Origin of the sequence: Bradyrhizobium sp. OAE829 (assembly GCF_040546575.1) — a bacterium.
Classification (GTDB): domain Bacteria; phylum Pseudomonadota; class Alphaproteobacteria; order Rhizobiales; family Xanthobacteraceae; genus Bradyrhizobium.
In genome coordinates, this window is sequence record NZ_JBEPOE010000001.1 from 6,519,497 (window position 1) to 6,544,329 (window position 24,833).

20 protein-coding genes and 1 tRNA gene are annotated in these 24,833 nt (G+C 62.8%); 14 read left to right on the forward strand and 7 right to left on the reverse strand.

The features are described 5' to 3' along the window. Positions 1–82: 82 nt before the first annotated feature. Positions 83–976: a LysR family transcriptional regulator gene (locus tag ABIE49_RS31380; protein WP_192735100.1), complete on the reverse strand. Its 894-nt coding sequence runs from the start codon at positions 974–976 to the stop codon at positions 83–85. Between the two features lie 186 nt (positions 977–1,162). Between ABIE49_RS31380 and paoA the strand changes: the two genes are divergently transcribed. From paoA to ABIE49_RS31405, 5 genes are all read left to right on the forward strand, one after another. Next, positions 1,163–1,825, forward strand: a complete 663-nt coding sequence (gene paoA / locus ABIE49_RS31385; protein WP_192735099.1) for an aldehyde dehydrogenase iron-sulfur subunit PaoA — start codon at positions 1,163–1,165, stop codon at positions 1,823–1,825. Further along, on the forward strand, positions 1,822–2,772 hold the full coding sequence (locus ABIE49_RS31390; RefSeq protein WP_192735098.1) for an FAD binding domain-containing protein: 951 nt from the start codon (positions 1,822–1,824) through the stop codon (positions 2,770–2,772). Before paoA ends, ABIE49_RS31390 begins: the two co-directional genes overlap by 4 nt. Positions 2,773–2,775: 3 nt before the next feature. Further along, complete coding sequence (paoC, locus tag ABIE49_RS31395) at positions 2,776–4,980, forward strand: aldehyde oxidoreductase molybdenum-binding subunit PaoC (protein ID WP_192735097.1); 2,205 nt, start codon at positions 2,776–2,778, stop codon at positions 4,978–4,980. A gap of 133 nt (positions 4,981–5,113) precedes the next feature. Then, positions 5,114–5,509 (forward strand): (R)-mandelonitrile lyase, encoded by a 396-nt coding sequence (locus ABIE49_RS31400; RefSeq protein ID WP_192735096.1) that lies wholly within the window; start codon positions 5,114–5,116, stop codon positions 5,507–5,509. A 362-nt stretch (positions 5,510–5,871) separates the two neighbouring features. Then, on the forward strand, positions 5,872–6,957 hold the full coding sequence (locus ABIE49_RS31405; RefSeq protein WP_192735095.1) for a hypothetical protein: 1,086 nt from the start codon (positions 5,872–5,874) through the stop codon (positions 6,955–6,957). 14 nt (positions 6,958–6,971) lie between these two features. Here ABIE49_RS31405 and ABIE49_RS31410 read toward each other — a convergent pair whose 3' ends face one another. Together ABIE49_RS31410 and ABIE49_RS31415 are read right to left on the reverse strand one after the other, a co-directional pair. Next, on the reverse strand, positions 6,972–8,153 hold the full coding sequence (locus ABIE49_RS31410; protein WP_192735094.1) for a MalY/PatB family protein: 1,182 nt from the start codon (positions 8,151–8,153) through the stop codon (positions 6,972–6,974). 68 nt (positions 8,154–8,221) lie between these two features. Continuing rightward, on the reverse strand, positions 8,222–10,003 hold the full coding sequence (locus ABIE49_RS31415) for an acyl-CoA dehydrogenase family protein (RefSeq protein WP_192735093.1): 1,782 nt from the start codon (positions 10,001–10,003) through the stop codon (positions 8,222–8,224). A gap of 382 nt (positions 10,004–10,385) precedes the next feature. Here ABIE49_RS31415 and ABIE49_RS31420 point away from each other — a divergent pair. The 3 genes from ABIE49_RS31420 (at position 10,386) to ABIE49_RS31430 (ending at position 13,055) form a co-directional block, all read left to right on the forward strand. Beyond that, positions 10,386–10,460: transfer RNA gene (locus ABIE49_RS31420), tRNA-Gln, on the forward strand. Between the two features lie 97 nt (positions 10,461–10,557). Further along, the gene (locus ABIE49_RS31425) at positions 10,558–12,291 is read left to right on the forward strand and encodes a hypothetical protein (RefSeq protein WP_192735092.1); all 1,734 of its coding nucleotides are present in this window, start codon (positions 10,558–10,560) and stop codon (positions 12,289–12,291) included. 47 nt (positions 12,292–12,338) lie between these two features. Further along, positions 12,339–13,055, forward strand: coding sequence for a cytochrome P450 (locus ABIE49_RS31430; protein WP_192735091.1), 717 nt, complete (start codon positions 12,339–12,341; stop codon positions 13,053–13,055). 522 nt (positions 13,056–13,577) lie between these two features. Here ABIE49_RS31430 and ABIE49_RS31435 read toward each other — a convergent pair. Then, a complete protein-coding gene (locus ABIE49_RS31435) occupies positions 13,578–14,171 on the reverse strand; it encodes a TetR/AcrR family transcriptional regulator (protein WP_192735090.1) in 594 nt (197 codons plus the stop codon). Positions 14,172–14,341: 170 nt separating this feature from the next. Here ABIE49_RS31435 and ABIE49_RS31440 point away from each other — a divergent pair, with 170 nt between their 5' ends. The 3 genes from ABIE49_RS31440 (at position 14,342) to ABIE49_RS31450 (ending at position 16,385) form a co-directional block, all read left to right on the forward strand. Continuing rightward, positions 14,342–15,175 (forward strand): oxidoreductase, encoded by an 834-nt coding sequence (locus ABIE49_RS31440; protein WP_192735089.1) that lies wholly within the window; start codon positions 14,342–14,344, stop codon positions 15,173–15,175. A 60-nt stretch (positions 15,176–15,235) separates the two neighbouring features. Next, complete coding sequence (locus tag ABIE49_RS31445) at positions 15,236–15,532, forward strand: YciI family protein (RefSeq protein ID WP_192735088.1); 297 nt, start codon at positions 15,236–15,238, stop codon at positions 15,530–15,532. Between the two features lie 79 nt (positions 15,533–15,611). Continuing rightward, on the forward strand, positions 15,612–16,385 hold the full coding sequence (locus tag ABIE49_RS31450; RefSeq protein WP_192735087.1) for an SDR family NAD(P)-dependent oxidoreductase: 774 nt from the start codon (positions 15,612–15,614) through the stop codon (positions 16,383–16,385). Positions 16,386–16,568: 183 nt separating this feature from the next. On the opposite strand, the gene fabF is transcribed toward ABIE49_RS31450, so the two are convergent. From fabF to ABIE49_RS31465, 3 genes are read right to left on the reverse strand one after another with little or no spacing between them, the layout of a single operon-like run. Then, a complete protein-coding gene (fabF, locus tag ABIE49_RS31455; RefSeq protein WP_192735244.1) occupies positions 16,569–17,831 on the reverse strand; it encodes a beta-ketoacyl-ACP synthase II in 1,263 nt (420 codons plus the stop codon). Positions 17,832–17,875: 44 nt separating this feature from the next. Then, complete coding sequence (locus ABIE49_RS31460) at positions 17,876–19,036, reverse strand: iron-containing alcohol dehydrogenase (RefSeq protein ID WP_192735086.1); 1,161 nt, start codon at positions 19,034–19,036, stop codon at positions 17,876–17,878. Positions 19,037–19,072: 36 nt separating this feature from the next. Further along, positions 19,073–19,651 carry a TetR/AcrR family transcriptional regulator gene (locus ABIE49_RS31465; protein WP_192735085.1) on the reverse strand — a complete coding sequence of 193 codons (579 nt, stop codon included), beginning with the start codon at positions 19,649–19,651 and terminating at the stop codon, positions 19,073–19,075. 84 nt (positions 19,652–19,735) lie between these two features. Between ABIE49_RS31465 and ABIE49_RS31470 the strand changes: the two genes are divergently transcribed. From ABIE49_RS31470 to ABIE49_RS31480, 3 genes are all read left to right on the forward strand, one after another. Then, positions 19,736–20,848, forward strand: a complete 1,113-nt coding sequence (locus tag ABIE49_RS31470) for an efflux RND transporter periplasmic adaptor subunit (protein ID WP_192735084.1) — start codon at positions 19,736–19,738, stop codon at positions 20,846–20,848. A gap of 40 nt (positions 20,849–20,888) precedes the next feature. Next, entirely contained in the window at positions 20,889–21,380 is a 492-nt protein-coding gene (locus tag ABIE49_RS31475) for a nuclear transport factor 2 family protein (protein WP_192735083.1), read from the forward strand. A gap of 84 nt (positions 21,381–21,464) precedes the next feature. Further along, positions 21,465–24,578, forward strand: a complete 3,114-nt coding sequence (locus ABIE49_RS31480; RefSeq protein ID WP_192735082.1) for an efflux RND transporter permease subunit — start codon at positions 21,465–21,467, stop codon at positions 24,576–24,578. Positions 24,579–24,833 lie beyond the last annotated feature (255 nt).

The window sequence follows — 24,833 nt, forward strand, 5'->3', positions numbered from 1 at the left end:
TGGGGCATTCGATGACATCTGGATGACAAATGGGTTCCGGCCCGCCCGCCCGAAACCTGCCGCTCGATCGAGGGGCTGCCCATCACCCCCGGTATCGCAGCGCCTCCACCAGCACTGCAAACGCCGGCGTGGGCTGCCGGCGGCTCGGGTAATAGAGGTGATAGCCGGAAAACGGCGCGCACCAGTCGTCGAGCACGCGGATCAGACGGCCGTCGGCGAGATGCCTCTTGACCTGGTCCTCGGGGAGATAGGCGAGGCCGTGTCCCGCCAGTACCGCGCTCAGCCGGAGCGGGATGCTGTTGAACACCAGCTGCCCGTCGACGCGCACCTTGACTTCGCGGCCGCGTTTCTCGAATTCCCAGGCGTAGATTCCACCTGATGTCGGCAGGCGGACGGTGATGCAGTCGTGCGCCGTAAGATCCTGCGGCTGCTTCGGCTTCGGTTTTCGTTCGAAATAAGCGGGCGAGCCAACCACGGTCATGCAGAAGTCCGGTCCGATCCGCACGGCGATCATGTCCTTGGCCACTTGCTCGCCGAGACGAACGCCGGCGTCGTATCGCTCCGCGACGATGTCGGTCAGGCCGTAATCGATGGTCAGCTCGACCTTGATGTCGGGGTAACGCGGCAGCAGCCTTGTCAAGGCAGGCCAGAGTACCGCCAGGGCCGCATGCTCGCCGGCCGTGATCCGGATGGTACCGGCGGGTTTTTCCCGTAGCTCGGTGAGCGCTGATAGTTCGGAGTCGATTTGCTCGAACTTGGGGCCCACCGTCCGAACCAGCCGCTCTCCGGCCTCGGTCGTTGCCACGCTGCGGGTGGTGCGGGTCAACAACCGCAAGCCGAGCCGCTCTTCCAGTCCTCGAATGGTGTGACTGAGCGCCGATTGCGAAACCCCGAGCTGTGCTGCCGCCCGCGTAAAGCTGCGTTCGCGCGCCACGGCCAGGAACGCCATGAGGTCGTTGGTGTTTTTGCCGAGCATTCATGAGCCTGTTTCATAAGTCCATGCCGATTATTAGGCCTAATCCGGCGGCGTTGCACCCGTTAAATCCCTGAAGGCACGCGGTCGTGACCTGCGCGATGTCGGCCGCGCGCAACCCCGGATCACGATCGGCGTTAGTCACCGCGGCGGGGCACATCGAGCGAAGCGGCAAAAAGGATTGATGGCATGCGAAGCCCCGGTGATTTCAGATTCTCTCGGCGCGACCTGTTGGTGGTCGGCGCCGCTTCTCTCACGGCGCCGGCCCTCGGGGTGACGACGTCGACCTTTGTGGCCAAGGCCGAGATCGCCCTGAAGCCTGCGGTTTCCGGAGCCCCGGTGATGTCGAAAGTGTCGTTCAACCTGAACGGCAAGATGCGCGAGCTCGAGGTCGATACGCGGACCACGCTGCTCGATGCGTTGCGCGAGAATTTGCATTTCACCGGTACCAAGAAGGGCTGCGATCACGGCCAGTGCGGCGCGTGCACCGTGATCGTCGGCGGGCGCCGGATCAATTCATGCCTGACGCTGGCTGTGATGCATGAGGGCGAGAGCGTCACTACCATCGAGGGCCTTGGCACCCCGGAGAACATGCACCCGATGCAGGCGGCCTTCGTCAGGCATGACGGCTATCAATGCGGCTATTGCACGCCCGGGCAGATCTGCTCGGCGGTGGCCGTGCTCGACGAGATCAAGGCCGGCATCCCCAGCCACGTCAGCGCCGATCTGAACGCAGTCCCGCAGCTCTCCAATGCCGAATTGCGCGAGCGCATGAGCGGCAACATCTGCCGCTGCGGCGCCTATTCCAACATCGCCGAAGCCATCAGCGAAGTCGCCGGGAGACAGGCATGAGATCCTTTACCTATGAGCGCGCCAATTCGCCGGCCGAGGCCGCCGCCGCGGCGGCACGCCAGCAGGGCGCCAAATTCATCGCTGGTGGTACCAACCTGCTCGACCTGATGAAGCTCGAAATCGAGACGCCGGCGCATCTGATCGACGTCAACCATCTCGGGCTCGACAAGATCGAGCCGACCGCCGATGGCGGACTGCGGGTGGGCGCGCTGGTGCGCAACACCGATCTTGCCGCGCACGAACGGGTGCGGCGCGATTATGGTGTGCTGTCGCGCGCGCTGCTCGCCGGCGCTTCGGGCCAGTTGCGCAACAAGGCGACGACCGCGGGCAATCTGCTGCAGCGGACCCGCTGCCCCTATTTTTACGACACCAACCAACCCTGCAACAAACGCCAGCCCGGCAGCGGCTGTTCGGCGATCGGCGGCTTCAGCCGTCAGCATGCCGTGATCGGCGCCAGCGAAGCGTGCATCGCGACCCATCCGAGCGACATGGCGGTCGCCATGCGCGCGCTCGACGCCACGGTGGAAACCATTCAGCCCGATGGAGCCGCGCGGAAAATTCCGATCGCGGAATTCCACCGGCTGCCCGGCAATACGCCTGAGATCGAGACCACGCTGGCGCCGGGCGAACTGATCACCGCCGTGACGTTGCCAAAACCCGTAGGCGGCAAGCAAATCTATCGCAAGGTGCGTGACCGCGCGTCCTATGCGTTCGCCCTGGTCTCGGTCGCCGCCATCGTGCAGCGCGACGGAAGCGGGCGCGTCGCGCTCGGCGGCGTCGCCCACAAGCCGTGGCGCGTCGAAGCCGCCGAGGCCGAACTGCCGCGCGGCGCGAAAGCCGTGACGGCAAAACTGCTCGCCGACGCCAAGCCTACACATGAGAACGCCTTCAAGCTGCTGCTGGCCGAGCGGACGCTCGGCGCGGTGCTGGCAGAGGCGAGGGGATAGACCATGAAATTCGAAACCCCGGCGACCACCAACCCGATCGACCAGTTGAAGATCATCGGCAAGCCCGCGGACCGCATCGATGGTCCGTTCAAGACCACGGGCACGGCGCCCTATGCCTATGAGCGGCACGACAACATCGCGAATCCGGCCTGCGGCTATGTGGTCGGTTCAGCGATTGCCAAGGGCCGGATCGCCTCGATGGATCTGACGGCTGCTAAAACAGCATCCGGCGTGCTTGCCATCGTCACGGCCGACAATGCCGGCAAGCTCGCCAAAGGCAACCTCAACTTCGCCACGCTGCTCGGCGGTCCCGAGATCGAGCATTATCACCAGGCGGTCGCGCTCGTGGTGGCGGAGACCTTCGAGCAGGCCCGCGCCGCCGCGCAACTGGTCCGGGTCGATTACGTGAAGGCTGAGGGTGCGTTCGATCTTGCAGCGGTCAAGGATTCCGGCAAGCCCGCGCGCATCACCGGCGGTCCGGCCGATACCGCGGTCGGCGATTTCGCCGGCGCGTTCGCCGCGGCACCGGTTCAGCTCGACGCGACCTACACCACGCCCGATCACGCCCATGCGATGATGGAGCCGCACGCCTCGATGGCCGCCTGGGACGGCGACAAACTGATCGTGTGGACCTCAAACCAGATGATCGACTGGAGCGTTGGCGAATTGGCCAAGACGCTCGGCATGCGCAAGGACAAAGTCCGCCTGATATCGCCCTTCATCGGCGGCGGGTTCGGCGGCAAACTGTGGGTGCGGGCCGATGCGTTGCTCGCGGCATTGGGCGCCCGCGCGGCCGGGCGGCCGGTCAAGGTGGCGCTGACGCGCCCGATGATGTTCAACAACACCGTGCATCGGCCGGCCACGATCCAGCGCATCCGCATCGGCGCGACCAGGGATGGCAAGATCACGGCCATCGGCCATGAGGGCTGGTCCGGCAACCTGCCTGGCGGCAAGCCGGAGGCTGCGGTGCAGGCGACGCGGCTGCTGTATGCCGGCGCCAACCGCATGACGGCGACGCGGCTTGCGGTGCTCGATCTGCCGGAAGGCAATGCGATGCGCGCGCCGGGCGAGGCGCCCGGCATGATGGCGCTGGAGATCGCGATCGACGAGATGGCGGAAAAGCTCGGCCTCGATCCGATCGAGTTCCGTATCCTTAACGACACCCAGGTTGATCCCGAAAAGGTGGAGCGGGCGTATTCGCATCGGCCGCTGATCGCGTGCATGGGGCTCGGCGCCAACCGCTTCGACTGGACCAAGCGCAATCCCGCACCCGGGCGGGTTCGTGACGGGCGATGGCTGGTCGGTATCGGCATGGCGGCTGCCTTCCGCAACAATCCGGTGATGAAATCGGCGGCGCGCGTGCGGCTCGACAACCGCGGCGTCGTGACGGTCGAAACCGACATGACCGATATCGGCACCGGCACCTACACCATCATCGCGCAGACGGCTGCCGAGATGATGGGCCTGCCGCTCGACAAGATCATCGTGCGCCTCGGCGATTCGGCCTTTCCGGTTTCGGCCGGATCGGGCGGGCAATGGGGCGCCAACAGCTCGACGTCCGGCGTCTATGCGGCGTGCGTCAAGCTGCGCGAGGCCGTGGCGCAGAAGCTGGGTTTCAATTCCACCGAGGTAGATTTCGCCGACGGGCAGGTCCGTTCGGGCAACCGCAGCGTGCCGCTGGCGCAGGCCGCGGGCGAGAGCGGCATCGTCGCCGAGGATGTGATGGAGTTCGGCGACCTCGGCAAAAAGTATCAGCAATCGACATTCGGCGCGCATTTCGTCGAGGTTGGCGTCGACGCCGCGACCGCCGAAATTCGGGTGCGCCGCATGCTGGCGGTGTGTGCCGCGGGCCGGATTCTCAACCCCAAATCGGCGCGCAGCCAGGTGATCGGCGCGATGACGATGGGCGCCGGCGCCGCGCTGATGGAAGAACTGGCGGTCGACAAGCGCGCCGGTTTCTTCGTCAACCATGACCTCGCCGGCTACGAAGTGCCCGTGCATGCCGACATTCCGCATCAGGACGTGATCTTCCTCGACGAGACCGATCCGATGTCGTCGCCGATGAAGGCGAAGGGCGTCGGCGAACTCGGCATCTGCGGCGTCGGGGCCGCCATCGCAAACGCGATCTACAACGCGACCGGTGTGCGGGTGCGCGATTATCCGATCACGCTCGACAAGCTGCTCGCCCGGCTGCCGGAAGTGGCATGAGCGCTGAACCCGCGCAGCGACCGCCATGATCACGCGCAGACATGTGCTTGCAGCCGGTGGCGGCCTCGCCGCGCTGGCAGTGGGCGCTGCTGGCGCAAACGCGCCGGTAACACCACCACGAAGGATCAGTACCATGGACATCAAACGAAGCGGCTCGCAGCCGTCCGGCAAGGGACCTTCAGATTATTTCACCGGTACCGTCCGCGTCGATCCGCTGTTCAAGGCGACCGAGCCGGCGCGGGTGGTTGGCGCCAGCGTCACGTTTGAACCCGGCGCGCGCACCGCGTGGCACACCCATCCGCTGGGCCAGACCCTGGTCGTCACGTCAGGCTTTGGCCTGGTGCAGCATTGGGGCGGGCGGATCGAGGAGATCCGGCCCGGCGACGTGGTCTGGTTTCCGCCCGGCGAGAAGCACTGGCACGGCGCCGGACCCACGACGGCGATGACGCATCTGGCAATTCAGGAAGCGCTCGACGGCAAGACCGTCGACTGGATGGAAAAGGTCAGCGACGAACAGTACGCGCGATGATGCACAGTTTCGGGTCTGATTGAATCAGAACGGGAGCTTGCAACGCAATTAAATAAAAGCCTCGGCGATCGAGCGCCGCTCGCTGCATGCGACCGAGTTTTGGCCAGGTGCTCCCGGTCCGTGGAACCGCGCGGAGTTCCCCCGGCCGCAACCTCTCCACCGTGCTGCCTTGCTTTCGTCAAACCGGAATGAGGTAACGGAAAGGACGTGTGGGGGAATTCTGGGGTCTGGAAGTCGTCGATCTCACGCAAATCCGCCAGTCGCTCTTGTGGAAATCTTGGGCAGGGTCTTAGGCACAGTCTTAAGGCAAGCTCTTGGGGCGCAGGCGACATTGGATCGAGTATGGAGCGCCGATGCAATTGATGCAGAAACCGAAGCCAGCTGATGATCCGCACGACATCCTCGTGGTCACGCCCGATGCCGTCAGCGTCACGCCCGATGCCGTCCGCGTCGCACCCGATCCCATCAGGGTCGCACCCGATCCCGTCAAGATAGCGCCTGCGGAGGAAGAATTTTCCGGCCCGCCCCCCGAAGCCGTGCGCGCTCCTACGGTGGGTCCGCATCCTCACATCGAACCGGTCTTCCGGGCCGGAGCAGCGGTGCCGCCGGTCAACGCCACGTTTCGCGCAACCGCCGTCGATGAAATCACGTTTCGCGCCGCCGCCGTCGAAGATGCCCTGATCAAGAGCCGCCGACGGCCGAGGTCGTCGATGGCGAGGCGCGCGATGCGTGCCCTCACGGCGTTGCTGCTGGCGGGCTGTATCGGCGGCGCCGCCATGGCCTGGCATTACCATGCCGAAGCGGCTCAACGGATAATTGCGGAATGGGCGCCGATGTTCGCGCAAAGTTCATCGCAGGCGCCGGAAAAAACCGGGCTCACCGCGCAGCCGGCTCTGGCTGCCGCTGATGTCGACGCGTCGAATACTTCACCGGCTCAACCGGCGCCCCAGGCGCCGGCAGCAGCGCAAGCTGCTGCTGCGCCGGCTGCAGCGGAGGTTGCTGCGACAGCAGCGCCTGCCGCTGCAGCCCCGCCGGCCGCCGCCGCGCCCGATCAGTCGCAATCGCTCGAGACGATGGCGCGCGACCTGGCCAGCGCCAGCCGCGAGATCGAACAGCTCAAGGCCAGCATCGAGCAGCTCAAGGCCAGCCAGCAGCAGCTCGTGGCGATGGTTTCGGAGAAATCTACCGCGCAAAACGCGCAAGCCAAGAAACCGGCGCCGCCGCGGCCAGTCGCCGCGATAGCGCCGGCGCGGACGCCGGCTCCGGCCCCCGTGCAGCCGCGGCCGGTCCGGCAGCAAGCCATGCCGTCGGCCGCCGCCGCGCCGTTGTCGGCGACTTCCGCACCCTACGTGCCGCGACAGCTTGAGGCGCAATCGCCCACCACCGCTGAAACGCTGAGCGATCCGGAACTGGCGTCGGTGCCGAGGCCGCCGATGCCGCTGCGTTAGGACCGCATCCGCAGCTAAGCTCGGAGGTCTCGGAAGGCGTCGTCCAGCCGATCGAGCGCCTCGGTGAGAATCGGACGTGGCGTGGCAAAGTTGAAGCGCAGCCAGGTTTCACCGCCGGGCCCAAACTGCTCGCCGGGGCTGGCAAAAATCCGTGCCCGATCCTTTACCCGCGCCGCAACGTCCGCAGCCGCCAATCCGGTCCCGGAGAAATCGACCCAGGCGAGATAGGTTGCATCGAGCCGCATCGAGCGTGCGCCGGGCGCGGCTTTTTCTATTCGTGTGGTGAGCGTATCGCGATTGCCGGCGAGATAGGGCAGCAGCGCATCGAGCCAGGCTTCGCCGGTTCGCCAGGCCGCCTCGGTCGCGATCATGCCGAAGGCGTTGTAGGAGGCGAGCCCGCTTGCCGCGATCCGCGCGTCGATCCGCGCCTTCAAAACCGGGTTCGATGTGACGCAGGCGCCGACATGGGCGCCGGCGAGATTGAAGGTCTTGGTCGCGGCGAGGCAGGTGATCAGGCGATCGGCGATCTCAGGTGCGGCTGACAGCGTCGGCGTGTGTTTGACGCCGCCCAGCAGCAGGTCGCAATGGATCTCGTCGGAAACCAGAATCAGATTGCGTTCGGCACAGAAGGCGGCGAGGGCACGGATCTCCTCTGATGACCACACGGTGCCGCCCGGATTGTGCGGGCTGCAGAAGAAGACGATCTTGGTTCTCGGCGTGAGTTGTTTTCCCAGCGCATCGAGGTCCATCTCGTAGCGGCCCTGACGCAGGACCAGCTGCGCATCGAGGATGCGTCGCTCATTGGCGAGAATGATCTTGCGGAAGGCATGATAGGCCGGTGGAAACAGCACGACCTCATCGCCCACCTCGGTGACGGCCTGCAGGATCAGGCCGAGGCCGGAGACGACGCCGGGCGTCGGGCTGACCCAGGCCGGGTCGATCGGAAGATCATGCCGGCGCGCCATCCATTCGGCGAGCGCTCCCGCCCAACTGCCGGTGTCGGCATAATAACCATGGACGCCGCGGGTAACGAGCGTGGACAGTGCTTCGGTGACGCCGGGAGGCGCCGCAAAATCCATGTCGGCGACCCACATCGGAATTCCGTCCGCTGCGGTGATCCCCGAATTCTTGGCCATCATGTCCCATTTCGACGCGTGCGTGCCGCGGCGGTTAATAACGCGATCGAAATCAAACATCTGTAATGTGGCTCCTGCGTTGGTAGCTCTTGCGGCGCCTGATGCGCCTGGTTGGGTGGTGGGATGTCCTATGCCAGCAACACCGCATCCGCGCCGTTGACGGCGTCGGCGCTGTCGATGACGGTCATTTCCAGCGAGGTGGCCTGCACCGAAATGTTTTCGGCAAAGAACCTCGCCAGCGTGACGTAGCGCTGCGGATCGCCGCTCTCACCATTGCTCTTGGCGGCGAGCGCCTCGCCGGCCAGCATGCAGCCGCCGAGCGTCGAGCCGAACAGCCGCAAATAGGGCGTCGCACCCGCGAGCGCGTCGTTCGGGGCGGAGGCGACCTTCTCCAGCAGCCATTTGCTGGAGCGTTCGAGCGAGCCGAGCGCGTCGCGCAGTTTTGCTCCCGTGGTACCGAAGGCCGGATCGTTCGATAGCTCGACCTGCTTGACGATGCCGGAGAGCTCGTCGATCAGGGCCCAGACCGACGCGCCGCCATTGGCGGCGAGTTTTCGCGTCACGAGGTCGATCGACTGGATGCCGTTGGTGCCCTCATAGATCGAGGTGATGCGGGCGTCGCGATAGTGCTGGGCGGCGCCGGTCTCCTCGATGAAGCCCATGCCGCCGTGAACCTGCACGCCGAGATAGGCCACCTCATTGCCGATATCGGTGGAGAAGGCTTTTGCGATCGGCGTCAGCAGCGCGCCGCGGGCAGCGGCATCGCTGCGCGCCTTGGCGTCCTTGGCGCGCACTGAGACATCGAACGCCACCGCGGTGGCGTAGCAGATCGTCCGCGCGGCGGCCGTCAGGCTGCGCATCTGCAGCAACATGCGCTTGACGTCGGGGTGCACGATAATCGTGTCCATCCCATCGCCCTTGGAGCCGACGGCGCGGCCCTGGCGGCGCTCCTGCGCATAGGCCAGCGCCTGCTGATAGGCGCGGTCGGCAATGCCGACGCCCTCCAAGCCGACGCCGAGGCGGGCCTGGTTCATCATCGTGAACATGCAGAGCATGCCGCGATTTTCTTCGCCGATCAAATAACCGATCGCACCGCCCTTGTCGCCCATCGTCATGGTGCAGGTCGGCGACGCATGCATCCCGAGCTTGTGCTCGACGCCGCTCGGATAGATGTCGTTCTGCGCGCCGAGCGAGCCGTCGGCGTTGACGAGGAATTTTGGAATAAGAAAGAGCGAAATCCCCTTGGTGCCCGCGGGCGCATCGGGCAGGCGGGCCAGCACGAAATGCACGATGTTATCGGTCATGTCGTGGTCGCCATAGGTGATGAAGATCTTCGTGCCCTTGATGCGATAGCTGCCGTCGGGGGCGCGCTCGGCGCGGGTGCGCAGCGCGCCGACGTCGGAGCCCGCCTGGGGTTCGGTGAGCTGCATGGTGCCGGTCCATTCACCCGACACCAGTTTTTCCAGATAGATCTTTTTAAGCTCGTCGCTGCCATGGGCGTCGAGCGCCTCGATCGCCGAGAGCGTCAGCAGCGGGCAGAGGCCGAACGCGATGTTCGACGCGCTCCAGATTTCGGTGCAGGCGGCGTTGATCGCCATGGGCAGGCCCTGGCCGCCGAAATCTTCCGGGCCCGACACCGCGTTCCATCCGCCGGCGATCCAGCGCTGGTACGCATCCGGCCAGCCGGGCGCGGTCGTCACCTTGTTGTCGGCGAGCTTGATGCCGTGTTCGTCGCCCACCGTGTTCAAGGGCGCCAGCACGTCGGAAGCGAATTTGCCGGCTTCCTCCAGCACGGCCGCGGTAATATCGCCGTCGAAATCGCCGTAGTGACCGGCCTGCACGGCGGCCTTGAGGCCGGCGCCATGGTTGAGGGCAAGCAGGATGTCGTTGATCGGCGCGCGGTAGGTCATGTCGGTTACTCGCCTCAGTCGGGAAAGCGGGGGGCCGTCTTCCCACGAAACCGGCCTTCTCTCAACTCTCCGATGGGCGGGAGGGGCGGCGGGGCGAGGCCGGGCGGTTTGAGGCCATCGCGAGCCCGAGGCGTCCACATCGGACGAACCGCAGGCCTATTATAATGGGTCGTGTTTCCGGAGCCGATTCAGGTCCGAATCCGAAGCCTATCCTTTTGTTTGAGTGTGATCTTTCCGGAAAACGGGTGCCCGCCCCGCATCCCATGCGAGGCATGCCCCTCCGGAACATGCTCTAGCCGGTTGAAATGGCTCACCTCTCCCTATAGACCCACGTTGCCGGAGGGGAATCCGCCGCAGGTTTCCTGCCGTGTTCCCGGCCTGTTGGGGCGTAGCCAAGCGGTAAGGCAGCGGATTTTGATTCCGCCATTCGGAGGTTCGATCCCTCCCGCCCCAGCCAGCAAACACCTAACCCTTTGAAATAACGCAATTCGCTGGCTTTGGCTGGAGAGTCGCGTCGCGACTGTATCACGCGCCTGTATCACAGGGGTGTTTACGTGCGCGTGGTCCAGCATGTCTTCAGGCGAGGTGCCGTTTACTGGTGGCGCCGACGGCTTCTCAAGAAAGCAGGGGGAGAGAGAACTCGCGCCGATTGCGATCAGCCTGAGAACGCGGGACCTTGCCAAGGCGGCACCATCGCCGCCCATTTGGCCGTGGCGAGTGATGGCATCTTGCGCCAGGAGGAGGGAAGGGAAGTGCTTTCGGCTGTTCAGGTCCGGTCGATGCTGGAGTCGGTCGCGCGCACCCACCTGGCCAAGCTCGATCGGCTGGCCGTGTTGGAGACGGCCGACGGAATCACGGCGGATGAGGGGCGCACGTCCGACCGCGTCATGGGCTGGGCTCGGCGTCTCCAGGCCTCCCAGGGTATCGCCGCCGTCGTTGGGGATACTGAACGCGGTGTGTTGGCTGCGAATGGACTTAGTCTTGAGGAAATCGAGGAGGTGCACTGGACGCTCGAGTTGCTCCGGCAGGGGTCGCGGGGCAGTTTTCCGCATCAGAAATTGATGGCGCTGTTGGAGGCCTGCGGGGCGCCCCAAGGGGAAGGCAACATCCAGCAGGCGGAGCGGATATTCTACCGTGGACAGGCGGCCGCCTTGCTTTCAGTCGATCGGCGATGGTCGGGGGACTATCGCGAAGACGATAGATTGATCGACCAGCTTCTTTCGGATCATGGCGTTGCATCTGGCGTGACGGCAACAACACCAGTCCAGCGCGAGCGTCCGGAGTCAAGCGCCGAGGAAGTCGCCACGGTCGCGAACAGCAATGATTCTGCTCCCTCGCAGAGTGTTCCAGCGTCCTCTCAGGGCGTTCCTGCACCGTCTCAGAAGGAGACCTCGATTGCGAAGCTTGCCGAAAACCTGATCAAGGAGAAGGCAAAGCTCGGCGAGTGGAATGAGAAAACCCAGCGCCAGGCTCGATCACTTGTCGCGACGTTTATCGAAATGATTGGCGAGGATCATGTTCGAGCCCTCGCGCAGAGCCGAATTGCCGAATACCGCTCGCTTCTGCTGGCTCTTCCGCGGAGCTACGGCAAAGGCCAGAATGACCGAGACACTTCTCTTTCGGAATGGCTGGAACGAGCGAAAAAGTTGCCTGAGAAAGAGGTCGGACGCGAATCCGGTACGCTCAATCGCCATCTCACGCAGCTCCAGGAGGTGCTCGTCTACATCGAGGCATGCGGTCACAAGATTCCCGAGTTCTCCGGTGTTTCAAAGCTGTTGTCGAAGAAGAAAGGCCGCGCGCGCGACGAACGGAATCCGTTCTCTCCAGAAGACCTGGCTGCAATTTTCGCTCAGCCGCCGTGGACGGGATGCGAAAGTCTCGACAATCGGATCGTCCCGGGCGAGATGATCTATCACGACGCCCTGTCGATCGTGCCTTATCTTGCGAGATACACGTTAGGACGACGTGAGGAACTCTGCGGTCTCGACGTCGGCGATGTGCTGGAAGAGAATGGGATTTCCTACATTTTCATTCGTCCGAACGAGCATCGGACCGTGAAGAACCCGCAGTCCAAACGCAGAATTCCGTTGACCGGTAAAGTTATTCGTCTCGGATTTCTTCGCTATCACGCGGAGATCAAATCCCTCGGGCATAAACTGTTGTTCCCGGAGCTGCGCGCCGCAAGCGACCGCACACCGTTGGGCGACGTCTTTTATGGCGACTGGATCAAGGTTCAGGATCAAGCTGTTCCGAATGCTGCTAGGATCTTGTCAGGCCGTTTGTTTTGACCGCGATTTGCGATGTGGTCGGGCTCCCAAAAGAAGGGCGCGATCATATGCTGACTTACGGTGAGGTGGTGCTCAACCTGCCGGGCCCGGCGAACTGGCGAGCCGAAGCAGCGGTTACCAATGCGAAGGCTCAGGGGAGCTTCGAGTGGGTCGAGCGAATGATGCGGCGGGAGTCGCTTGGATCGGATGGTTTGGCCGCCGAACTTTTCGCGGCGGCAGACCAGGGAGAGTTCACCGAGGCCGAAGCCTCGATGCTGGTGCGGATTTTCCTCAGCGCGTCGGTGGATTCGACCGTCTATACGCTCGCCAACGGGATCAAGAACTTCATCGACTTTCCCGAACAGTGGGCGCTCCTGAGAGCCGATCCCGGATTGGCGCGCGACGCATTCGAGGAGGTGCTTCGATACAATGTGTCGGTCAAAACGGTCTTTCGCGCGACAACGCGTGCTGTGGAGTTGGGCGGAGCAAATCTGCCGGCTGGCGCAAAGATCGGTCTTGGGTTTGCGGCAGCCAATCGGGATCCGGCGAAGTTTCCCGATCCGGATCGCTTTGACATCCGACGCAAGCCGCTTGGCCATCTCTCTTTTGGCGCGGGAATTCATGCTTGTCTCGGCCAGATGGTTGCCAGGATGGAGGCCGATATTCTGTTTTCAAGGTTAGCTCAACAGTTTTCGTCCATGGAAGCTGCCGGTACTCCCGTCCGGAAGGTCAACAATGCGCTCTCGTCTTGGAGTTCACTTCCGGTCAGGGGCGTGGCCAGGTAGAGCCGCCTCGGCAACAATGGTGTTCAGATCACGCTCTTCTTGAGGATAGAGCAACCACAAGGCCCGGGATCCGACGTGCGTGAGGGATCGTTCGGCGGTCTGCATAGAAATCGTAGCCTCCGTAGGCGCCGATCGGGATGAAGCGGCGCTCGGCTGCATCAATCGGCTGTTGCATGTGCGCGAAGATCGGTGCGACGCCGTCGGGCCGCGCTGTTATTCGTCCCCCTTCGGAGCTTACCAAATCTACTGGCGTGTCCGGTCAGGACACCATGACCGTCCCGCGCTCTTTCGGCGAAGGACAGCTTCTGGCGCAAAGCGGCTGCTCGCAACAAGGCCAGGCCCAATCTCCTAGTCTAGTTGCTTCGCAAGGTTCCTAGGGCCAAGCGTAGAGGGGAAGTGATTTCAAAGGGGCGGTGGATAGGGCATCGATGAGTGACTGACGGATGGCCGGACGGAGGGGAAGCTGCCCTAAATTGATAAGGCGCTGGCGCCGGCGGGTCGGAGGTGGCGCCGATCGGCTCATCAAGCAATTCGAGAAGATTTCGCATAGCGTTTCACCAGATCATTCGAGACCGTGTCGATGATCTCATCGGATAGTGCGGGATCTGGCACCACGCGGGAGAGGACAACCGATCCGATCATCTCGGCGAGCGCCGCTATCGCCGCGCTCCTCTTCGCTTTTGCACTCCTTCCTGGCACGAGGTTGGTTAGAAGCCCGATATAGTTGCTGACGATGCTGCCAAAGCACTCCCGCAGCGCCGGATCGTCGTGACGTGCCGCGTCGGCAGCCATTGCTGCAAGGCCGCACCCTTGCCCCGGATCATCGCGGTGGTAGTCCGACACGTAATGACGCACGAGGGTCTCCAGCGGATCATCGCTCGCTGCGATACGGCCCGCGATATCCTCGCTCATATCCTCGTAGGCCCGCTTGACCGCCTGAACGATGAGGTCGTCCTTTGACTTGAACTGCCGGTAAAAGCCTCCGGGAGTGAGCCCGGCAGCCTTCATCAAGTCGACAAGCCCGATACCGTCGATCCCACGTTCCCGGAACAGCCTTGCGGCCGTCGCGATCACCCGCTCGCGATTCTGCTCGACCGTTTCCTTGCTGACCTTCACGAGCCCTTTCCTTCCGATGGCGGCGGCCGACACACAACGCCGGCGTGACCTCTTTCGACGGGGCTCGGGCCCGGCGTCCAGAAGGCCCTTGACAATGATTACATACATAATCATAAATTGACGATGATTACGAGCATAATCATTAAGCGGCACTGACAAAGGAATTCGAGATGGCACAGGCAAAATCACGCGCATCGGGCGAAAAGATCGCCCTGATCACGGGCGCTTCCGGGGGCATCGGGCTTGCGGCCGGAGTTGCCCTGATACGGGCGGGATATCGGGTGTTTGGCACCAGCCGTCAGGCTCCCCCCAATGAGGTGCGGCAGGGCATCCATATGCTCCGCTGCGACGTCACCGATGATGTGTCCGTCAAACAACTGATCAAGGACGTCGTCGGGCTTGCAGGCCGGATCGACGTGCTCGTGAACAATGCCGGCCGCAGCTTGATCGGCGCCGCCGAGGAATCATCTCTCGATCAAGCCCGGAGCCTGTTCGACATCAACGTCTTCGGCATCCTTCGCACCACCACTGAAGTGCTGCCCATCATGCGTAAGCAGGGCCAGGGCCGGATCATCAACATCAGTTCGGTGGCCGGCTTCCTGCCCGGACCGTATACAGCGCTCTACAACGCCACCAAGCACGCCGTCGAAGGCTATTCCGAGTCGCTCGATCACGAACTGCGAACGTTCGGCATTCGTGTTTCACTGGTCGAGCCAGTCTTCACCCGCACCGCGCTGGAAGAGAATGGCGCCAAGCCCGACCGGATCCTGAGCGTCTACGACAAAGGACGCGCGGCCATGAACGCGACCTGGCGCAACGGCATCGCGGCCGGCGATCCTGTGGAAGCCGTGGCGGACAAGGTGGTGCAGGCTGCCACCGAAAAACAGCCGAGCATTCGGTACACGCCCGGAAAGATGGCGGGCCGTCTCCGCCTGATGCGACGCTTTGTTCCTGAAAAGACTTTCGAGAAGAGTTTTCGCAAGCAGATGGGCGTGGCCGATTGATCGCGCTACTCGAGCGATCGCCAAGCAAGCAGACATGTCTCTTTCACCGAGGAGCGACCCATGAAGTACTATTTGTGCAAGTACATTCCGCCGCGCGCTGATTTTCTCGCGACCATGACCGCCGGCGAGAAAGCATGGATGAAGCAGCACGGCGCGTTCCTGGATGACTTGCTCGAAAAGGGGCAGGTCGTCGCGCACGGCCCTGTCATGGACCCGAGGGGCGGCTATGGCGTGTCGCTCTATCAGATCACCGATGACCAAGACATCAACGCGATCACTTCGGAAGACCCCATCGTAAAGAACGGCGCCGGTCACTATGAGCATCATCCGATGCTTCATCTGAAGGCGCGCGGCTGACCGTGCCGCTCCGACGATTTGTCACCACCGATCCCCGGCAGAGTATCCCGATACTCGAAACTCAATCAGGACAACATCCATGACGACCGCACTCGTTACCGGCGCCTCGAGCGGCATCGGCGCAGTTTACGCACGCCGCCTGGCCGCACGCGGCCACGATCTCGTGCTCGTCGCTCGCGCGACTGACAGGCTCAACGCCCTTGCCACCGAACTGCGCAATGCGCATGGCATTGCGGTCGAAGTCATCACGGCCGACCTGGTCGACGGCTCCCAACTCGAACCGGTTCTCCGGCGCCTCCGCTCCGACCCGCCCATCGACATCCTTGTCAACAATGCAGGCGCGGCGTTGATCGGAGATTTCGCGACCGCCGATCCAGTCAAGATGGACGATCTGCTACGGCTGAACGTGGTCGCGCCGACGTTGCTCGCGTCCGCCGTCGTCGGCCGCATGGTTGAACGCGGCAACGGCGCGATCATCAACATCGCGTCGGTGCTCGCTCTGCTCCCCGAATATTCCCGGGGCATCTACTCCGCCACGAAGTCCTACCTGATGACGCTGTCGCAAGGCCTCGCTGCCGAAGTCGCGTCGAAGGGCGTCTATGTGCAGGCCGTGCTGCCTGCGGCCACGCGCACCGAGATCTACGAACGAGCTGGTGGCGACACCAGCAAGGTGCCCAATGTCATGGAGGTTGAGGATCTCGTGGATGCGGCCCTGGTCGGCTTCGATCGCAAGGAATTGGTGACAATTCCGCCGGTGCCCGATGTGGCGGCGTGGGACGCCTTTGAGAAGGCGCGCGGCGTTTTAGCGGCAGGCTTCGGCAACTCCAGGCCCGCCGCGCGTTATCGCGCCTGACGGCGAAGTTGCTCGTCGTCGTTCGCTGAATGGCGCGAGGAAATCGAACATCTGCGCGATCAGAGTGGTCGCCATTTCGGAGCGCGCCGCCGGAACTCGAGTGCTTCCCCGGCCACCAAGGGCCGATTTTGTACGACAACCAGCCTGGACGTGTTATTCGGCGTCCGAGCTATCGATGCATTTTCATTGCCAACGGCGAAAGATGACGCTGGCATTGACACCTCCGAAGCCGAAACCATTCGAAATGGCATGCTCCATCGCCATGCGTCTGGGCTCGCGAGAGACGAGGTCGACGCCTTCGGCTGCGGCGTCGCTATTTTCGAGATTGAGGGTGGGCGGTGCGATATGGTCGCGTAGTGCGAGGATCGTAAAGATCGCTTCCGCTCCCCCGGCTGCGCCGAGCAGATGACCGGTCGCCGATTTAGTGGCGCTCACGGCAATTTTACCGTCGCGGCCGAACACGGCTTTGATCGCTTCAAGTTCGGAAGCGTCGCCAACCGGCGTCGAAGTGGAATGTGCGTTGAGATGCTGGATATCACCGGGCTTGAGGCCGGCTTGCCTCAAGGCGCCCGCCATCGCACGTCGCGCGCCGTCGCCGTCCTCGGGTCCCGACGTGATGTGGTAGGCATCCGCAGTCGTGCCATAGCCGGCGATTTCGGCGATGGGTTGGGCTCCGCGGCGGAGTGCATGTTCGAGCTCCTCGATGACGAGGATACCGGCACCTTCGCCCATGACGAAGCCGTCGCGGTCGCGGTCGAAGGGCCGGGACGCACGCGCTGGGGTTTCGTTAAAGCCGGTCGAAAGGGCGCGGGCGGCGGCGAAGCCACCGAGGCTTACGAGATCGATGCAGGCTTCCGAGCCACCGCAAATCGCGACATCCGCTTCGTCGGTTCGAATGAGGCGTGCGGCATCGCCGATCGCCTGCACGCTCGCGGCGCAAGCGGTAACGGGTGTACCGATGGGACCCTTGAAGCCGTAGCGGATGGAAATATGACCGGCCGCGAGATTTGCGAGAAAGGAGGGCACCGTGAAGGGTGAGAGGCGCCTGATCCCGCGCTGATCGGTCGTGCGAACTGCCTCGACGATTGCCGGAAAGCCTCCGATGCCGGATGCGATCACAGTCGCCGTGCGCTCGAGCGAGTGTGCGTCGGAAGGAGTCCATGCAGCTTGTGCGACGGCCTCGGCTGTGGCGACCAGTGCGAACAGGATGAAGCGATCCATCCTCCGCTGATCCTTGGGAGGAACGACCAGATCCGGATCGAAGCCGCCATCCGGATCGTCGGCCTTTGTAGGCACGATTCCAGCGACCCGCGCGGGCAGGACAGCCGCCCATTCGGGAAGGGCGGCCAGCCCTGAACGGGCCGCGAGCAGGCGGGACCATGCCAACTCGCTGCCGCAACCCAGCGGTGATACCAGTCCCAACCCCGTAACGACTACACGACGCATAATGAGATTACCTTCCAATCTTGATCCATCGTCGCAGATGGCAGCTAAGCTGCCATTCGCAGCAGATCGATGATCTCGGCTTCGTTTTTGAAGGGCCTCGGATTGGCCTGTACGAAGCGATGATTGATTGCAATCTTACTAATCTGATCGAACTTGCCTTCGCCTATGCCGACATCAGCGAGGCGGCCAGGTAGTCCAAGTGCTCTTGTGAATGCTGCAAAGGCGTCTGCGGCGTCGCCACCCGGGGCGCCAAGTGCCGTCGCCAAACGCTTCTGCGCCTCCTCGGTGAAGGGTTTGTTGTAGCGCAGAAGGCTCGGCATGATGACAGGTGTGCAGTAGTAGTGGGGAACCTCGAAGGTGCCGCCAAGCACATGGCCAATGCCGTGGCTTGCTCCCATCGGAACGCGTGCCTGGAGGCCATAAGACGCCAGCCATGAGCCGTATTGAGATTGTCGACGCGCCTCCAGATCATCAGGTTGCTGCAAGGTCCGCAGCATTCCCTCGCGCAGAATGCGGATACCTGCCAAGACGACTTCGTCAGCTAACGGGGTGCCGGCGGGTGAGCACAACGCTTCGATACCGTGATCCATCGAGCGCGTTCCCGATCCCATCCAAAGATTTGATGGCGTTTGAAGGGTGAGGGCAGGGTCGAGGATAATCGCAAGTGGCATCATCTGAGGATGGAAGAATATCTGCTTCAACTTATGGCGCTCATCCGTAACGAGCGCTGCCGCATTGTATTCACCACCATTTAGAGTCGATGGTACCGCGATCTGTCGGACTGTGGGCGAAAGGAACGGAGAGAAGTTTACGCCCGGGCCCATGGGAAATGGATCGAAACCCGCTTCATCGCGGATATCATGTTCCATCGCCATGATGACTATCTTGGCGAGATCGATAGCAGAACCTCCCCCGACAGCCACGATTAGATCAGCTTCTGCGTCATTAGCTTGACGGGCCACCTCGGCAGCTTGCTTGCGCGTCGTATGTTGCGCAATTCCATCAAAGGTCGCCACATGTTTGTCGCCAAGAGCACGACAAATCTTCTCGATCTCATCGGTCTTGGTGTTCAAGGTTCGACTGACAATGAGGAAGACGCGTTTAGCGCCCAGTCGCACCGCCTCATCTTTCAAGGCGTCAGCGGCTGCTTTGCCATAAACGACACGATCGATTGCCGGAAAATTGTGAATCCCCGATTTGCGCATTTCTTGTGCTCCATGAATTCGTAAACTAGCCAGCTATCAAGCGGCCGCAGTTTCGCGAACCTGTTTGGCTGCCGCCTTCAGAAGGGCCTGAGCCAGATCGGGGTCGTTGACGACGCGCGATAGCATCAGCGCACCGACCATCGTCGAGAGAATGGCCATCGCTTTGCCCTTGGGCTTCTCGCCGCTGGTTTCGGCAATCATTCGGCTGAGGATTTCGAGATGGTCTTTGATCCCGGTTTCGAATGACGCTTTCACGTCGCTGCCCTGTCTGGCGGCATCTGAGCCGAGCGCCACGATCGGGCAGCCGTCCATCTTTTCATCGCGATGGTCGGCGCTGAGGTAGAACGCAACCACTGCGCCGAGTGGATCCTTGGGTTTCGCCGCGGTCGCGGCCGACCATCGGAGGGTGGCGCTCTCCAACGCCCGCTTGGACGCCTGAGCCGCCAAGTCCTCCTTTGACGCGAACTGCTTGTAAAAGGCGCCTTGGGTCAGCCCGGCACCCTTCATCAGATCCTTGAGGCCGATGCCGTCAAAGCCGCACTCCCGAAAAAGGCGACTTGCGACATTGATTACAGTTTCGCGGTTTTCCGCGGCCTGGATGCGACTCACGCGCATTGCAAATCTCCAATTTTTAGATTGCGTTCGAAATCTATATCAGATATAGAGTTCAAGTGCAATCTATTTTGGTGAGGCTGTGCCATGAAAAAAAGACCCATTATCGTGCTGGGAAGCATCCTGATCGCGGTGTTCGGGGTGGCCGGATTCGTTACGCTTTCCATCCGTACGCACGCAGCCTCTGCCGTGAGCGACCCGAGGCAGGAACCACCGATCGTCAGATTGGCGACGGCAGCTCGGGTGACCGGGTCCGAACGCGGCTTCACGGGCGTCATAGGGGCGAGGGTGCAGAGCAACCTCGGGTTTCGCGTCGCCGGCAAGATCGTGGAACGGCTTGTTAATACCGGTCAGCAGGTCAAAGCCGGCCAACCGCTGATGCGGATCGACGAAACCGACCTTCGCCTTGCGGTCACCGCGAAGCGCAACGCCGTTGCAGCAGCGCGTGCATCTTTCGTGCAGACCGAAGCGGATGAACAGCGATACGCCAAGTTGGTGAGCAACGGATGGGCTTCCCGACAGCGCTATGAGCAAGCGAAGGCCGCGTTGGATACGGCCGAGGCGCAACTCGCCACCGCCGAAGCGGATGCGCGGGTTGCGGAGAATGAGGCTACCTACTCAGTCCTGGTTGCGGATGCGGACGGAACGGTTGTTGAAACGCTTGGCGAGCCCGGGCAGGTCGTCTCGGCCGGCCAGACAATCGTTCGTATCGCCAAGGCCGGCCCCCGCGAAGCGGTGGTCGCGCTTCCCGAAACAATCCGGCCAGCGATCGACTCCGTGGCCGAGGCCAGCGTGTATGGGGCGGCCGATGGGCGGCGCTACGCGGCGCATCTGCGGCAGTTGTCGGACGCCGCCGATGCTCAGACCCGTACCTATGAGGCCCGTTATGTGCTCGACGGTGAGGCCGCGGCGGCACCGCTTGGCGCCACGGTAACCATTCGGCTGGCAAGCCAGGCGAGTGAGCCGGAAGTCCAGGTGCCGCTGGGAGCCGTGCTCGACGACGGCCGGAAGACCGGTGTGTGGGTCCTGGATAGCGCCACCTCAAGCGTACGCTTTCGGCCAGTCAGGCTTGTTCGGGTGAGCAGCGAAAACGCCGTGATCTCCGGATTGAGCTCTGGTGATCCGGTTGTTGCCCTCGGCGCTCACCTTCTCCAGGAGGGCGCTCGCGTCAGGACTGCATCTGAAAACAACGGAAACTGACGAGCTTCAATCTTCCGCGATCACCGTCGGAGGACGGCCAATGCTGTACAGCTACATTGTCAAGAGAGAAATCCGAAAGACCTTCGATCACGTCAACAACCATCGCGGGCATGACGCCGTGAAAGCGGTCGCGCCGCATGTCCATCACCGCGTTTCCGGCGCCCACGCGCTTGCTGGTGAGCGCCACGACAAAGAAGCGTTGCGCCGCTGGTTTGAGCGTCTCGGCCGCGTCCAGCCCACCCTCCATATCACGGTCAACAACATCTGGGTGAAAGGCTGGCCGTGGCACACCACCGTGTTTGCCGAGTGGGACGCCACCGCAACGCTGCTTGGCGGCGACGCGTCGTACGTCAACCGTGGTCTCCACGTGTTCACCCTGCGGTGGGGCAGAGTCCATGCACTCGAGGAATTTCAGGATTCACAGGAGGCGGCCCGTGGGCTTGCCGCCCAAGCGGCAGCTGGCCTCAAGGAAGCTGCCGCCGAACCAATCGTAAGCTCGCAGAAGCGCAATCAGAGGGCCCGCGCTTTTTAGGTAAGCGCGGTTCACTCGGCACGCACTTGCCGCAGGACGGGGCCGAGCGCCAGCACGAACGTCGCAGAAATTAGGAGTGGCCAAATGTCGAATTTCAATCTTTCCGCGATCGCGGTTCGCGAACGGGCCGTCACCCTCTTCTTCATCGTCCTGCTGGCGGCGGCAGGCGCCTACGCCTTCCTCATGCTCGGGCGGGCGGAGGATCCCTCCTTCACCATCAAGACCCTGACGATCACGACGGTATGGCCGGGCGCCACGGCGCGCGAGATGCAGGACCAGGTCGCCGAACCCCTGGAGAAGCGGATTCAGGAGCTGACCTGGTACGACCGGGTAGAGACGACCACACGGCCAGGTTATGCGTACATGACGGTTACGCTCAAGGACAGCACACCGCCATCCAGCGTGCAGGAAGAGTTCTACCAGGCCCGCAAGAAGCTTGGGGATGAAGCGCGCAAGCTGCCGTCCGGCGTGCTCGGCCCCTTCGTCAACGACGAATATTCGGACGTGAGCTTCGCCCTCTATGCCCTCAAGGCGAAGGGCATGCCGATGCGGGAACTCGCCAGGCAAGCCGAAACCATTCGCCAGGACCTCCTGCACGTGCCCGGCGTCAAGAAGATCAACATCCTCGGCGAACGTCCTCAACAGATATTCATTGAGTTTTCCTACGCCAAATTGGCAACCCTCGGCGTATCGGCACAGGATATCGTTGCCGCCGTGCAGCGGCAGAACACCGTCACACCGGCAGGCTCGATCGACACCAAGGGGCCGCAGGTCTTCATCCGAGTCGACGGCGCTTATGACAGCGTCCAGGCGATCGCCGACACGCCGATCGTGGCTTCCGGGCGGACGCTGAAACTCTCCGACATCGCCGAAATCCGCCGCGGCTACGAGGATCCTCCCACTTACCTCATCCGACACCAGGGTGAGCCCGCCGTCATGATCGCGGCGGTTATGCAAGAGGGCTGGGATGGCCTTGCGCTCGGCAAGGCGCTGGAGGACAGGTCCGCAGCTATCGCTCGGACACTGCCACTCGGGATGACGCTGGCCAAGATCAGCGATCAGGCCGTCAACATCACCTCGGCGGTGGACGAATTCATGATGAAGTTCGCGATGGCGCTCGGCGTGGTGCTGCTGGTGAGTCTGCTCAGCCTCGGCTGGCGCGTCGGCATCGTCGTGGCGGCTGCCGTCCCTCTGACGCTTGCCGTCGTGTTCCTCATCATGCTGGAGACCGGCCGGTTCTTCGACCGCATCACGCTCGGCGCCCTCATCCTCGCGCTCGGCCTTCTCGTGGACGACGCCATCATCGCCATCGAGGTGATGGTGGTGAAAATGGAAGAGGGCATGGACCGCATCAAGGCGGCGGCCTATGCGTGGAGCCACACTGCGGCGCCGATGCTGTCGGGCACACTCGTGACGGTCGCCGGGTTCCTGCCGGTGGGCTTCGCGCGCTCGACGGCCGGCGAATACGCCGGCAACATCTTCTGGGTCGTAGGGTTCGCCCTCATCGTCTCCTGGATCGTCGCGGTGATCTTCACGCCCTATCTTGGCGTCAAGATGCTGCCTGCGATCAAGCCGATCGAAGGCGGGCATCACGCGATTTACGGCACACCGAACTATCGGCGCCTGCGAGGGCTCATCACCTTCGCCGTGCGCCACAAGTTCGTAACCAGCGGCATCGTCGCGATCGCTTTCGCGCTTTCCGTCGTCGGCATGGGTGCCGTCAAGCAGCAGTTCTTCCCGACGTCAGACCGCCCCGAAGTGCTGGTCGAGGTTCGCCTGCCGGAAGGCACCAGTATCGAGACGACGACCGCTACAGTCGAGAAGCTCGAACATTGGCTGGAGCAGCAGGCGGAGGCCAAGATCGTCACGAGCTATGTCGGTCAGGGCGCTCCCCGATTCTTCTTCGCGATGGCGCCGGAACTGCCTGATCCGGCCTTCGCCAAGATCGTCGTACTGACACCGGACGCGGAGGCCCGCGAAGCTGTGAAGCACCGGCTCCGACAGGCGGTATCAGAGGGGCTTGCGCCCGAGGCCAATGTGCGCGTCACGCAGCTTGTGTTCGGACCCTACACGCCGTTCCCGGTCGAGTTTCGCGTCATGGGGCCTGATCCCGCGCAATTATACGCTATCTCTGAAAAAGCCCTCGAAATCATGCGTGGCGTTCCCGATGTGCGGCAAGCGAACCGCGATTGGGGTAATCGTACACCCGTGCTCCGCTTCATCCCGGATCAGGATCGACTGAACCTGATCGGCCTCTCGCCGGCGGAGGTGGGCCGGCAACTCCAGTTCCTCCTCACCGGCATCACGGTCACGCAGGTCCGCGAGGACATACGCAATGTCCCCATCGTTGCACGCAGCGCCGGCGGCGAGCGACTGGATCCGGCACGTCTGGCGGATTTCTCACTGATGAGCCGGGACGGCCGCCCGATTCCGCTCGAGCAGATCGGCCATTCGGAAGTCCGTCTGGAAGAGCCGATTATGAAGCGCCGCGATCGCACACCCGTGGTCACGATTCGCTCGGATATCAATGAGGCAACCCAGCCTCCAGAGGTCTCCAAGGAGATCAAGACGGCCCTTCAGCCGCTGATCACCTCCCTTCCGGCCGGCTACCGCATCGAGTTGGGTGGATCGATCGAGGAGGCAACCAAGGCCAATGACGCGTTGGCGACGATCTTTCCCGCCATGATCGCCGCCATGCTGATCGTCATCATGCTGCAGGTGCGATCCTTCTCGACGATGGCGATGGTCATGCTGACGGCGCCGCTTGGCCTTGTCGGCGTCGTGCCCGTGTTGCTCGCCTTCAACCAGCCCTTCGGATTCAACGCCATTCTCGGCCTGATAGGACTCGCGGGCATCCTGATGCGCAATACCCTGATCCTGACCGAACAAATCAAGGAGAACCGCGCTGCCGGCCTTGATGATTATCACGCGGTCATCGAGGCCACCGTGCAGCGTACGCGACCCGTGATCCTGACCGCGCTTGCCGCCGTGCTGGCCTTCATCCCCCTCACGCACTCCGTGTTCTGGGGATCGATGGCCTATACGCTGATCGGCGGCACGGCGGTCGGCACGGTAATGATCCTGCTGTTCCTTCCAGCGCTTTATGCCGCGTGGTTTCGGATCAAGCCGACTTCAGACGAAATCTATGAAAGCTCTGCTGAGGAACCGGAATTGCGAACGGCAATGGCTGCCGAGTAAGGCCCTGAGGAGACGCTTCAAGGTCTCGCCCGCTGGGATGGGACCAAAGGCAGTTTGCCCACCGTTGCATATATCCGCTGCGTTAGTTTGAAAATGGAATGATGGGGAAACTCTGGGAGAGCATCGGCTCGCCAGCCTTCTGCCTGGCATTCGGCGGGTGAGCGGGCATGGCTCTCCGCGAGCTAACGTCTGCCAGAACAGAGCGTCTGTGTAATGTTAGAACTCACACGTTTCTACGCACACTGACGAGGCGCG